The organism is Bradyrhizobium sp. CCBAU 11430 (genome assembly GCF_028128855.1).
Classification (GTDB): Bacteria; Pseudomonadota; Alphaproteobacteria; order Rhizobiales; family Xanthobacteraceae; genus Bradyrhizobium; species Bradyrhizobium ottawaense.
In genome coordinates this window covers 25,241-38,026 of the sequence record NZ_LBJV01000047.1, presented here as the reverse complement: position 1 = coordinate 38,026, position 12,786 = coordinate 25,241, and the positions used below count along the sequence as shown (strand labels likewise).

General features: G+C 66.4%; 8 protein-coding genes. All 8 read right to left on the bottom strand.

Translation table 11 applies throughout. The features are described 5' to 3' along the window. Positions 1-64: 64 nt before the first annotated feature. The 8 genes from XI04_RS12695 to XI04_RS12660 all read right to left on the bottom strand — a co-directional run bounded on the left by XI04_RS12695 (position 65) and on the right by XI04_RS12660 (position 12,717). Positions 65-1,234 (bottom strand): serine hydrolase domain-containing protein, encoded by a 1,170-nt coding sequence (locus XI04_RS12695; protein ID WP_097668389.1) that lies wholly within the window; start codon positions 1,232-1,234, stop codon positions 65-67. A 174-nt stretch (positions 1,235-1,408) separates the two neighbouring features. After that, positions 1,409-2,656 carry a DUF1501 domain-containing protein gene (locus tag XI04_RS12690; RefSeq protein WP_271610245.1) on the bottom strand — a complete coding sequence of 416 codons (1,248 nt, stop codon included), beginning with the start codon at positions 2,654-2,656 and terminating at the stop codon, positions 1,409-1,411. A 2-nt stretch (positions 2,657-2,658) separates the two neighbouring features. Next, positions 2,659-4,128 carry a DUF1800 domain-containing protein gene (locus XI04_RS12685; protein ID WP_271610246.1) on the bottom strand — a complete coding sequence of 490 codons (1,470 nt, stop codon included), beginning with the start codon at positions 4,126-4,128 and terminating at the stop codon, positions 2,659-2,661. 119 nt (positions 4,129-4,247) lie between these two features. Then, positions 4,248-6,764, bottom strand: coding sequence for a M56 family metallopeptidase (locus XI04_RS12680; RefSeq protein ID WP_152102526.1), 2,517 nt, complete (start codon positions 6,762-6,764; stop codon positions 4,248-4,250). Continuing rightward, positions 6,761-7,153 (bottom strand): BlaI/MecI/CopY family transcriptional regulator, encoded by a 393-nt coding sequence (locus tag XI04_RS12675; RefSeq protein ID WP_028145423.1) that lies wholly within the window; start codon positions 7,151-7,153, stop codon positions 6,761-6,763. The genes XI04_RS12680 and XI04_RS12675 overlap by 4 nt, the downstream gene beginning before the upstream one ends. A 307-nt stretch (positions 7,154-7,460) precedes the next feature. Then, positions 7,461-9,113, bottom strand: a complete 1,653-nt coding sequence (locus tag XI04_RS12670) for an NAD-dependent malic enzyme (protein ID WP_080670331.1) — start codon at positions 9,111-9,113, stop codon at positions 7,461-7,463. A gap of 161 nt (positions 9,114-9,274) precedes the next feature. Continuing rightward, on the bottom strand, positions 9,275-10,276 hold the full coding sequence (locus XI04_RS12665; RefSeq protein WP_271610247.1) for a tripartite tricarboxylate transporter substrate-binding protein: 1,002 nt from the start codon (positions 10,274-10,276) through the stop codon (positions 9,275-9,277). A gap of 101 nt (positions 10,277-10,377) precedes the next feature. After that, complete coding sequence (locus XI04_RS12660; protein ID WP_028145426.1) at positions 10,378-12,717, bottom strand: mechanosensitive ion channel domain-containing protein; 2,340 nt, start codon at positions 12,715-12,717, stop codon at positions 10,378-10,380. Positions 12,718-12,786: the final 69 nt, after the last annotated feature.

Here is a 12,786-nt window from a genome sequence, read left to right as displayed (position 1 = left end):
CGAGGCGCGCGCTCAGCTGGCGGAAATGCCATATGCGATTGCCCTGACGGTGGCCGGCTCCAGCTCAGGCCGGAGGCGGGATCGCGCGCAGGACGTCCCTGAATATACCGAACTGGAGTTGAAACGCTTTCGGGCTGTAGTCCTGATAGTAACCCGCAGTCACTGCGACGACGAGATCGAGCTCCGGCACGATGCGGATCGACTGCCCGCCGCGCCCCAGCGCGCCGACCCAGGCGACCTTCCGGTCATTGAGGCGCGCTTGGCCGCGCCACCACAGATATCCGTAGGATTGATCGTCCGTCGCCTTGATCTTCTCCGCCGTCGAAGCCTCGATCCATGCCTTGGAAACGATCTGGCGGTCGTTCCAGCGACCGCCCGCAAGCACGAGTTGGCCGATCTTGGCCATGTCGCGCGGCCGCAGGCGCAATCCTCCTCCGGCATCGGTATCCCCCCTGTACCGGCCCCACGCCGTGCCGGTGATACCCAGAGGTTCGAACAAATTCTCGCGCGCAAATTCGTCGAGGGGACGTCCAGTCGCCTTGCGGATGATGGCCGACACAAGCGTGAGCGCGCCGGTGTTGTAGAAGAACTCCTGCCCCGCCGCGGCGGTCACGGGAAGACCGAGAACGTAGCGACACGGATCCCATGCCATATGCATCCGCGTCTCGTCATTGTCGTCGTCTCCCGTCGCGGGTGTCGCCTCGACCCACTTCAGGCCCATCGACATGGTGAGCACATGCGCCAGCCGGATGCGGTCCTTTTCGGGAGAACGCAAGTCGGACAGCTCGGGGAAGAAGCTGAAGATCGGCTCGTCGACGCCGCGTATCAGCCCGCGATCGATCGCAATCCCGACGACGAGAGATGCAACGCTCTTCGAAACAGACTTCATGTTGTGCAACGTATCGGCATCGAAGGCGATGGTTTCGACCCGGCGGCCGTAGATGTAGCCGGGTATCTCGTCGGCGCCCTTGAAGTAACGTTCGAACGCCAGCTTGCCGTCGCGGGCGACCAGAACTGCATGAATGTTGGCATCGCTTGATGCGAGCCGATCCCCCATCCTGCACAGCACGTCGCGGTTGACGAGCCCATCGTCGTTGACGGAGCCGGCAGGCCAGCCATCATCTCGCGCAAGCGGAACACCGCAGCCGCCAGATGGCTCCGCAGATACTGGCGGAGCGGAGAGCGACGCCAACGCGGTTGCCCCGAGAAGTGAAATGAACCGGCGGCGTCTCATCCAGGCTTCTCCTCATGTCCTTTGCGAGGCGGGGCAAATATCGACACGAGTCTCGCCGGACTCTGCCCCCTCCTCGAGAAGACGCGCGAACTCACGCCAATAGAGCCGTCGCCAAGTCGTCTTCAAGCTGGCGAGAAAATCGAGCTCTCGTTGCGTCAGCGTGCACATCGCGCTTCAGGCCACAAGGCCCCCCATCGGCTTGATGTCTGCGCTGCCGGGAAAGACCGTTTCCGCCAGCACTGTCTCCTCGACGCGCAAATGATCCCTCAGCAGGCCCTTGAGCACGGCGCGCAGATCGGTGGTCGGCTTGAGATCGCGATCCTCGAACAATTGCGCCGGCTTCAGCCCCGGCCAGTCCGCGATCACGCGGCCGCCGGCGAGCCCGCCGCCGATCAGGAAGGCGACCGTGCCGGTGCCGTGATCGGTGCCCTGCGTGCCGTTGATGCGGGCGGTGCGGCCGAACTCGGTGACGACGGCCACCACCGTCTCCTTCCAGGCTTCGCCCATGTTGCTCTCGATCGCGGCGAAGGCGCCGTCGAGCGCACCGAGCAGATTGTAGAGCTGGCCCGAGGCCGCGCCTTCCGCGATATGCGTATCCCAGCCGACGAAGCCCATGGCGCCGACGCGGGGGCCGTCGGGCTTGGCGAGATAGCGCGCGGCCGTGCCGGCGGCGTCGGAGAAGTAGGCGCGCACGCGTGCGATGCCCGGCGGCGCCAGGGTTGGATCGTCAGACATCGCCTCGCCCGTGCCCGGCGCCCCGCTGAGCGAAGCGAGCTTCATGCGCGCCTGCAGCACGGTCGCGAGCTTCGGGTCGGTGTGCTGGTAGAGATCGAGCAGGCGGCTCTGCGTGTCCTCGCTCGCCGGCAAGAGCCTTTGCGGCACCCACGTCATCACAGGCGCGGAGCCGCGCACCACCAGCGGCGTCACCGAGCCGATCCCGAGCGCACGGCTGCCGCGCGAATCGACGCGGCCGCCCGATTCCAGCGCGAGCAGCGCGCGGTTGAGCCATCCCGAGCTGGTCATACCGGGCTTGACAAGCCCGCTCTCCAGCACGTCCTGGCCGTCGAAATGCGAACGCTCGCGATAGGGCGTCGCAACGGCATGGACGATCGCCGCCTTGCCGCTCCTGTAGAGCCGGTGCAAATTCGGCATCGCCGGGTTGAGCGCGAAGAAGGCGTCGAGCGGCAGCGCCGGCGGCTTGCCGTCCAGCAGCAGCGCGCGATCGCCGCGCAAGGAGATCCAGTCGGGATCGCCGACCGGCGCGACGGCACCGAGGCCGTCGAGCGCGCCGCGCAGCACGATGACGAGCAGGCGCGGGTCGCGGCCTTCGGCGCGCGCGATCCTGGGCATCTGGCTCCATGCGAACAGCGCACCGGAGCCGACCAGAAGCTCGCGCCGCGTGGGCAGATGATTGACGCCCATGCTCACCTCCTCTGAAAATCCACCGACATGAACAGCAGCGCCAGCGCCTGCTGCCGGCTCTCCGCGCGGCCGACCGCCTGCTTCACCTCGGCCGCGATCTCGGATGCAAAGACGTCCTCGACGATGGCTTGCGGATCGGCCATGCCGGATATGCGCTCGGCAAAATTGTTGGCGACGTCGAGCCGGCGGCCGACGCCGTCGATCCAGCTCGCTTCGTCATCCGGATATCCCTTGGGCGCGGACGGACGCCATAGCGGCTCGCCGAGCAGCTGCTGGCCGCCGGTGTAGAGGACGGGATCGACCTGCGTGATGCCGGTCGCACGCACCATGCCGACGACCCATTCGCTCGGACGCTTGAGCTTTGCCGGCGGCGCGCGCCACGCCTCGTCGGACGACACCATCGCGATCGCGATCTGCTTGAGATCGCCATCGGTCTCACGAAAACTCTTCGTCATCTGCTCGACCAGAGTGGGCGGCGGCGCGTCGGTGACGAAGTGGCGCGCGAGCTTGGTCGCGACATGGGTCGCGGTCGCCGGATGCGCGGCGAGATCGCGCAGCACGGCACGGCCCTGCTCGACATCCTCCTGCTCGTAGCGCTTACCGAGCACGGTCTGTCCGCCGGGCTCGTGCAGCCGCGGATTGAAGGTGAACTCGCCGCCATGTTGGGGATCGGCGCCGGGCGGCACCAGCGTCCAGCCGGTCATCACGTTGGCGAAGCTGATGACGTCGTCCTGGGTGTAGCCGGTGCGCACGCCGAGCGTATGCAGCTCCATGATCTCGCGCGCGATGTTCTCGTTGAGGCCGCGGTTGCGATTGATGCCGGCCGTCGAGTTGGCGCCCATCGATTCCAGATTGTCGAGATAGAACAGCATGGCCGGATGGCCTTCGACGGCCAGCAGGAGATCGACGAAGCGGCCGAGCGCGTTGGCGCGAACCGCCTCGCGCTCATAGGCACCGGACATGCTCTGGATCTTGTTGGCCGAGATGCAGAAATGGTTGGACCAGAACCAGACCAGCCGCTCGGCAAAACCGATATCGGCCGTGAGCGCGGCTTCCGTGCGGAGCTTGGCTTCCTGCAGGTAGATCGGACGCCCTGGATCGGGAATGGCGTCGGCCGCCTGCTTCGCCGCCATCTCGGCCGCATCCTTTTCCTGGGCATAGCCCTGTGCCTGCCCCTCGGGCCGCGCCTCGGCCTGATCGCCCGAGCCAACCGACGCCATCTGCTGCTTCTTGGCCTGCTGCTGCGCCTGCTTGGCCCGCGCGGCTCGCCGCGCATTGGCATCGGCCACGGTGCGATAGGCTTTCGCACTGGGGGGCAGAGCGCTCGCCGCGGTGAGCGCGAGCGGGCGGTCGAGCTCGGCGATCAGCGCGCCGCGCGGGTCGCTCCCGACGGCGGCGATCGATCCCGGCCGCGGCCCCATCCCGAAACGATGCAGAGCCAGCACGGCTTCGGCCCTTGCGGAATTGCTCATGGCGAATGTTCCGGCTCTAAGCTACGATTTGTAATGCTACTGACCGTAGCATTCAAGGCACTGGCCGACAAGCGGAGATTGCAGCACCTCCGTCACGACATCGGGAGCCGCCGGCGTCCCTAGAAATTCGGCCCGAGCGCAATCTTCGTGATGGTGTCGTTCCTGACGCCGATGCGCCATTCCGCCGAACCGTTGGCGAACTGGGCGATGTAGATGTCGCTGTCGAGCGCGGTGACGCCGCGGAAGGACACCGCGCGCAGCGCGCCGAGCCGCGCCAGGATCGCCTGGTCGAACGGCAATTGCTGGCGCGTGATGTCGGCCACTTCCGACGTCATGTGCGCGTAGTCCGGCTGCCCCCTGCCGACGCCCTCGATATAACGGCGCAGCATCTCCTCGCCATTGGCGATCGGAACGGCGCGGCGCGCGGCGCGGCCCGGACGCGCGCCGATAGCCGAGGCTTCGACATTGTGGAAGCGGGTCTGCCGCCCCGGCATCACGATCTCCAGACACCGTCCGGACTTGTCGGCGATCATCCAGGGATTGTTCACGGTGGTGGTGGTGAACCAGGTCATGTTGGGCCTGACGATCTGCGCCTTGCGATTGCCGTCCGCATCGAGATTGAAGACCTGGATGTCGTCGGCCAACTCGTTATAGAGCATGATCCTGATCGGCGAGGTGCCGGCGCGGCCGCGGACGCTCGCCTCCTCCGCGCAAGACACCATGCCGCCGATCTCGTCATTGCCGTCGGCGCGGAAGAACACGTCGCCGGCCTTGCCGTCCGGCTCGATCATCAGGCGAAATTCCGCGCTGCCGTTCGCGAACTTCACACCATAGATGTCATAGCCGCCGGGCCCGACGCCGCGGAAGAAGATCGATTCCACCGCGCCGAGCGCCACGAAAGTCGTTTGCATTTCGGCGAGATAGCGGTGGACCTTGGCCGCGAGCGACGCGCTCATGCGATCATAGTCCGGCGTGCCGCGGCGAAGATCCTCGATGCCGGCCAAGACCATCTCCTTACTGCCGGCCGCCGGCACCTGCTCCCTGAATCTGTCGGAGACCTTCGCGAGGCGGCGCGCGAAATCCGCCTCGACCGCCTGGGCCACCGCCGGGTCGACGCGGGCTCCCAGGCGGGCACCGAAGATGGCGCTCTGCACCAGCAGGCGCGACACTTTCGCCTGCTCGTCGCGCAGGAAGATCACGAGATGATCGCCGCGGAAGGAGAAGGCGTCGGTGCCCTCGGGGAGCACCTGCGTTGCGTCCTGGCCGGTCTCCCGCAATGAGAGACGGTCGCCGTCGCGGCGCACGGTGAGCACGCGGTTTGGCGCAATCCTGTACCAACCGACATACGGATCGAGCGATACCGGCTCGGCTACCGCCGCCGGCATCTCGGCGACACGAACCGCACGAATGTCGCGGCCGTTCATGCGCAGCGTCAGCTCGGACGAGCGGCGCTCCGCATCGAGCGCGAAGGTGATCTCGCCGGACGAGGCCGCGTAGGTGGCCGTGCCGTCATTGCCGACCGTCAGGCGCAGCCTGCGCTGGCCGGTGAGCTGGCCATAGACCTCGTCGCCCTCGCGGAAGATGGCGAACACCGAGGCCGGACCCATGGCGTAGAAATTGACGAACGGGCGGTAATGCTGGGCAGGCACCTCGCCGGCATCCGCGGCCAGTGGCACCGCGTCCGGCGTGCGATAGGCGATCATGCCGGCGGACACGATCACCACCGGAACGATCGCAGCCGCGATCCACAGCCGCTTGCGCCAGCTGACCGCGACGGGCATCGCGGCAGCCGCGATGATGCGCTCGACACGGGCGCGCACGGTCGAGGCCCGCGCCATCGCTAGCTCGACCGGCCGTGGTTTCACTGTGCTGGCAAAATCGAGCAGGATTTCCGCATAGGACAGCCGGTCGTCGATCACCTCGATCGCCTCGGCGTCGCTGATGATCTCGGCGAGCTCGGCAAGGCGCGCGAGCTGCCACCACGAGAGCGGGCTGAACCAGAACACCGCGCGGTTGAGCGATGCCAGCAGGAGGACGTAGAAATCGCGATTGGCGACATGCGCGCCTTCATGCGCGAGCACCGCGAGGCGCTTCTTCGCGTCCCAGCCGGCGAATTGCGGCGGCACCAGAATGGTCGAGCCGAAGGTGACGGGGCCGCCGACATCGCGGCTGACGCGCACGTCGGCGGCGATCATCTGCAGGCCATTCATCGGCTTTGCAGCGCGCGCCAGACGCCAGGTCAGGCAGAGCCCGATCGCGAGCCGCAGCAGCAACAGGCCGGCGATGCCGGCATAGATGATGGTGGCAATGAGCCACCAATTGATCGAGAGCCCGCTTCTGGCTTGCGGCGCGATAGCAATGCCGGGCGCGACTGGCAGCGCGGGCTGCGGCGTCTCCGGCATCGAGATGTCGGCCGGCAGAAAATCATTCGGCACGACGACCGGCAAAGGCAGCCGGGTGATCGTGAGCGTCGGCCAGTGCATCACGAAGGGCATCGCCAGCGACGCCAGCAGCACGACGACCCACGCCGTCATGTGAACGTGCGGATTGCGCACGCGAAACAGATTGAGACCGAACCAGACGACGCCTCCCAGCACAAGGGAGCGCAGTGCCGCCTCCGCCAGAGTTGCGATCATTCTTTCTTCACTCCCCTCGCCTTCTTCGCCTTGGCCACCTGGTCGGCCAGCGTGCGCAATTGCTGCTGGTCGAGCATCTTGTTGTCCACCATGCCGACGAGGACCTCTTCCATCGAGCCGTTGCAGAACCAGTCGACGATGCGCTGCACCGCCTTGGCCGCAACCCGCGAGCGCTCTTCGGCCGCGTGGTAGACATAGGTGCGTCCGTCCACGGTGTGGTTAGCATAGCCCTTTTCTTCGAGCCGACGCAGCACCGTGCGCACCGTCGATTCCTTCAGACGCCGGGACAACCGCTCGCGCACGATTTCGGCCGTGACAGGACCATGGGCCCAAACCAATTGCATGACCTCGTGCTCGAGGTCGCCCAGTTCGGGCAAACGATCGTCCATGGCGGCTTACCTTGCGGATTGAGTTTTCTTGTAACGCTACAGATTGTCGCATATGCGGCCGCGCGAGGCAACGGCGATTCCACCTGTGATGGTGGCGCCGGGCTGACCTAATAGCCGCTTGAATTCAGAAGGTCGTCATGCCCGGGCTTGTCCCGCCTGCGCGGCCGAAGCCGCTTCGGCGAGGCGAAGGCCCGGGCATCCACGTTCTTCGTGCCACGGAGCACGGCGTGGATGCCCGGGACATAGGCAAGCGGAAGCGACGCCGTCCTTCGGACGGCTATGCCCGGCCATGACGGTGTGGAGGCACTCAGTAATGCGGCTCGTACATCTGTGACTGCACCAGAGCCTTGACGTCGTTGGGCGCGGGTCCGTCGGCGAGCCCGCGTTGATAGGCGACGTCCGCGACGGCCGCGGCGATGCGGACCGAGACTTCGCGGATGCGCGGCAGGGCCGGATAGAGGCTGCCCTGCGCGAGATCCTCCTTGCCGACGCAATTAGCGAGCGTATGGGCCGCCGCCATGAACATCTCGTCGGTCACCAGCTTCGAGCCGCTGGCGATGACGCCGAGGCCGACGCCGGGGAAGATGTAGGAGTTGTTGCCCTGGCGCGGCACGAAGCTGCGGCCGTTGAGCGTCACCGGATCATACGGACTGCCGCAGGCGAACAGCGCGCGCCCCTTGGTGTAGCGATAGGCGTCCTCCGCCGAGCATTCGGCCTTCGAGGTCGGGTTGGAGAGCGCGAACACGATCGGCTGCTCGTTGAGCTCGGCCATCGCCTCGAGCACCTCGGGCGTGAAGGCGCCGCCGACCGCGGCAACCCCGATGATCGCCGTCGGCTTCAGCGTCTTGATCGCGGTGAGGAAGTCGCTGATCGGCGCCTGACCGGTGTGCGCATAGCGCAGCTTGTGGCCGGAGAGGCCTTCGCGGCCGCCGACGACGAGGCCGCGGGAATCCACCAGCCAGTTGCGCCGCAGTGCTTCGGCTTCCGAGGCGCCCTCCGCCATCATCGCGGACACCACGAGATCGGCGATGCCGGTTGCCGCTTCGCCTGCCCCTAAGAACAGGATCTTCTGATCCTTCAGCTTGCCGCCATTCACGCGCAGCGCCGAGAACAGGCCGGCGAGCGCGACCGCCGCGGTGCCCTGGATGTCGTCGTTGAAGACGCAGGCTTCATCCCGGTATTTGTGCAGCAGCTTGAACGCCGAGTGATTGGCGAAATCCTCGAACTGGATCAGCACGCCCGGGAAGGTCTTTCGCGCGGCTTGCATGAATTCGTCGACGAAGCTGTCATAGGCCTCGCCCGTCAGCCGCCGCTCGCGCAGGCCGAGATAATAGGGATCGTTCAAAAGCTCTTCGTTGTTGGTGCCGACGTCGAGCACGATCGGAAGGCACGCCTCCGGATGCACGCCGGCGCAGGCCGAATAGAGCGAGAGCTTGCCGACAGGAATACCCATGCCGTTGGCGCCGAGATCGCCAAGTCCCAAAATGCGCTCGCCGTCGGTGACGACGATCAGCTTGGCCGAATAGGGCCAGTTCTTCAGAATCTCGGCGATCTGCCCGCGATCGCGCGAGGAGATGAACATGCCGCGCGGCCGCTGGAAGATCAGGCCGAATTTCTGGCAGGCAAGCCCGACCGTCGGCGTGTAGATGATCGGCTGGATCTCGTCGATGTTGTCGACGACGACGCGGAAGAACAGCGCCTCGTTGCGGTCATGCAGCGCGTTCAGCGCGACGTATTTCTCCAGATCGGTCGGCAGCGTGCGCAGATTGGTGAGGACGCGCTGAGCCTGCGTCTCCATCGTCAGCACGCAAGGCGGCAACAGGCCGCGCAGGCCCAGGGCCTCGCGCTCGGCTTCCGTGAAGGCGGTGCCCTTGTTGAGCAAGGGATCGCGCAGCAGTGTCATGCCTTGCGGCGAATCGGACGACGTCGATTGGGCAACGACCCGGGCAGGTCTATTCACGAATTCCCCCAAAAAGCTTCACATTGAACCGCGGACATTGTCGGCCAGCGCTCCATCGAGATCAAGGACGTAGCGACCGAGGCATCGATTGTGATCTCGCACCGCAGCGAGACTCTCGATAACGACAGGCAGTTGCACGCGAGAAAAGGTTAACGCCGCGGCTATTCCGGCTTGATATCGGCAGCCTTCACGATCGGCCACCATTTCTCGGTCTCGGCCTTCTGGAACGCCGCAAGCGCTGCGGGCGTCTGCTGCGCCGGTAGCGGAATCTCCTGCCCCAGTTCGGCAAAGCGCTGCTTGACGGCGGGCTCGGCGAGCACGGCGACGATCGCCGCGTTGAGTTTCGTGACGATGTCCTTCGGCGTGGCTTTCGGTGCCCAGATGCCGTGCCAGTAGGAGATGTAGAGACCCGGCAGGCCCGCTTCGTCGACGGTCGGCACATCGGGCGCAGATGCGAGCCGCGTCGGCGAGGTCACAGCGAAGGCCTTGATCGCACCGCTCTTGACGTGCGGCAGCGAGTTCGAGGCCTGGTCGAACATGATGTCGATCTGGCCGGCCACGAGATCGATCATCGCAGGTCCTGCGCCGCGATAGGGCACGAACTGGAAGTCGGTGCCGGTCTTGTCCTTGAAGAAGACGCCGGCGACATGCGCGCCCGTGCCGGCCCCGGCCGTCCCGGCGGTGGCCTTGCCGGGGTTGGCCTTCAGCCAGGCGATCATCTCTTTCAGGTTGTTCGCCTCGAGTGACTTCCTGCCGACGATGAGCTGCGTTCCCATCGCGATCATCGCGACCGGCTCGAAATCGGCGACCACGTCATAGGGCAGCTTGAAGATCGCCCCGTTCAGCACATGGGTGCCCCAATGGCCGATGGTGATGGTGGTGCCATCAGGGGCCGCACGCGCCACGCGCGCACCGGCGATGCTGCCGGAAGCGCCGGCCACGTTCTCGACCACGACCGTGGTGCGTAGCTCGGCGGCGATCCGCTCGGACAGGATCCGCGCCAGCGTGTCGGTCGGACCGCCCGCGGCGAACGGTACGATGAGGGTGGTGGGGCGTGAGGGAAACGGCTGGGCATGGCCCGGTGCAATCCACGTCCCACATCCGACCACGGCGCACAAGACGATCACGTGACCGCGCAAGGCGGCCCATAGCCCTCGTAGCATTCCACCCACCCATTTTCATCGCCCGCATGTCGGCAGCGGGCTGGAGGCCGAGTGAACGCTGCCGGGTGCGCGGAGGCAAGCCGGAAATTTCGACCGAGCGACTATCCGGCCGCCCGCCGCGGCGTCAGATTGGCCGCGCCATCTAGCGGCGGCACGACGTGCATCAAGATGGTCTGGGTGGCGGATGCGACGTCGATGCCGTTCTGCTGGAAGCGCAGCTTCATGCGGCGGTTGAATTCGCGCTGGACCGGCCAGCGCCCGGCCTCGGTGCAGCGGATCTGGCCGACGATCGACACCATCGCGCCGTCGACCTTGTCGATGCCCCACAGATCGAGGTCGCCGCGGATCAGCGGGCGGAATTCCGGTTCGCGGCGCATCTCGTCGACGATGTCCTTGAGGATCTGGCCGGCGCGGTCGGTGTCTTCCTTGTAGGCGACGTTGACGCTGACCGAGGCGTTGCCGGCGCCGCGGCTGGCATTGGTGATGGTCGTGACCGCGCTGAACGGCACGATGTGCACGGCGCCGTCGCCGGCGCGCAGACGGATGGTGCGGATCGAGACGTTCTCGACCACGCCAGACAGCCCCGACACGCTGACATTGTCGCCGACCTGGACCGTGTTCTCCAGCAGCAGGAACAGCCCGGTGATGAGGTCCTGCACCAGCTTCTGCGAGCCGAAGCCGATGGCGATGCCGACGATGCCGGCGCCCGCCAAAAGCGGCGCGACGTTGACGCCGATCTCGCTCAGCGCGGTGAGTCCGACGACGGTGGCGATCAGGCACAGCAGCGCGGTGCGCAGCATCGGCTGGAAGGTGCGCAACCGCGCGGCACGGGCGTAGTGCCCGTCCCGCGACAGCGTGTTGATCTGGCGGTCTAAGAGTGCGTTGCTGGCTTCCCAGGTCGCCGCCGCGATCAGGACGGCGACGCCGATCGTCACCACGGCCGAGATCAGCCGGCTGCCGATCTGGCCGCCATAGAACCAGACGATGGCGTCCACACCCCAGACCTCGAGCACGGCCACGAAGCCGATGAAGACGATCACGCTGGAGACGATCCGGCGCAGCAGCGGCAGATAGCGGTTGGCGCGGATCTCGAGGCCCGGAAAGCGCTGCAGGATCTCTGGCCTGATGCGGAAGCCGCGGTCGATCAGGCTCAGCGTCAGCATGATGGCGACGCGCGTGATCACCGCGACCACGATGGTGCCGACGAAATATTGCAGCAGCAGCGAATAGCCGTTGCGGATGTTGAGCGCCCACACCGCCCACAGCGCAAGATCCAGTGCGATGGCGAGATAATGCCAGCCGCCGGCGATGCGGTCGCGCAGGCGGGCCGCGATGCCCTGCCGCTCGGCCGGCGCACGGATGGCCTCGGCGACCTGCCGGCGACATTGCAGGATGATGACGACGATGAAGAGGTGAACGACCAGCATCACCATGCGGAGCAGCGCGGCATAACCGGCACGATGCAGACCGAGCAGCAGCGCCACATTGGCAAAGGCGATGCCGGAGACGCCGACGCCGACGATGCGGCGCGCCCAGATCTCGATATAGGCCGCGGTCTCGGCGCGCACCGGAAACAGGCCGAACGGCCCCGCCAGCGCCCGAACCAGGCAGATGAGCCCGCGCGAGAATGCGTAGGCGTTGACGACGGCGAGGATCACGAGGCGAACCGTCGTGGGCTCGCCGATCTCGGTGCCGAGCAGCGCCGTGGCAACGCCCACAAAGAGGACCACGGGAAGCAGTTCAAGGACGAAGCGCCCCAGCACGAAAGGCAGTCGCAGCATGACCTGCCAGACCCGCGCCAGGCTGTGGCGGCGCTTGTGCAGCTCCGGTTCGGCGATGACATCCGTCACCGATGACGGCGGATCGGCGATGGGCAGCGCTTGCGCCGGCAGGCGCGCGGTCTGGGGCACGCGTCCCTCCAGGAACGCAACCGGACGGCGGATCAGGCGGAAGATCACCCATTCGGCCGCGAGCGCGCAACCGAGCACCAGCGCGAGCTTCCAGGCGATCTCGATCAGGAGATTATAGGCCGCCGGATCGTTCGCGGTCCGCACGATCCAGTAGTAGAAGGCCGGGAAATGCGTGAGCGTCCGCGCCACGCTGGCGATCTCGCTCGAAATTTCGCCGATCTCCTCCGACACCGAGAGCAGCAGCTGCGCCCCGAGGCCGTCGGCCGAGAGCGGGATCGGCGACTTCTGCTCGGGCGCGGGCGGCGCAGGCTGCTGCTGACCGGACGCACTCGCGATCGCGCGCAGCGTATCGATCATCTGCGCGCGCTTCTTGTCGTCCTGGAGCGTCTCCAGCGCGCGCCTGGCTTCGTCGGGCGACAGTGCGGCAGCGTTATTCGTCGCCGGCCGAGGCGTGTCGGCGCGGACACCGGAGACAGAGAAGATCGCGAGGAAGAGAGCGGCGAGGACCGCCGGGGCAAGCTTATGCGACACGAGGATTCCCTGGAAAAAATGAATGAGCCGGCGGCGTCGGGACCGTCACCGCCGAAGCACATGCGTCAT

Excerpts from the sequence above, each read along its gene's own strand:
- XI04_RS12675 (WP_028145423.1), bottom strand. The coding sequence starts at position 7,153 with ATGGACGATCGTTTGCCCGAACTGGGCGACCTCGAGCACGAGGTCATG.
- XI04_RS12690 (WP_271610245.1), bottom strand. The coding sequence starts at position 2,656 with ATGGGCGTCAATCATCTGCCCACGCGGCGCGAGCTTCTGGTCGGCTCC.
- XI04_RS12680 (WP_152102526.1), bottom strand. The coding sequence starts at position 6,764 with ATGATCGCAACTCTGGCGGAGGCGGCACTGCGCTCCCTTGTGCTGGGA.
- XI04_RS12695 (WP_097668389.1), bottom strand. The coding sequence starts at position 1,234 with ATGAGACGCCGCCGGTTCATTTCACTTCTCGGGGCAACCGCGTTGGCG.
- XI04_RS12685 (WP_271610246.1), bottom strand. The coding sequence starts at position 4,128 with ATGAGCAATTCCGCAAGGGCCGAAGCCGTGCTGGCTCTGCATCGTTTC.
- XI04_RS12665 (WP_271610247.1), bottom strand. The coding sequence starts at position 10,276 with ATGCTACGAGGGCTATGGGCCGCCTTGCGCGGTCACGTGATCGTCTTG.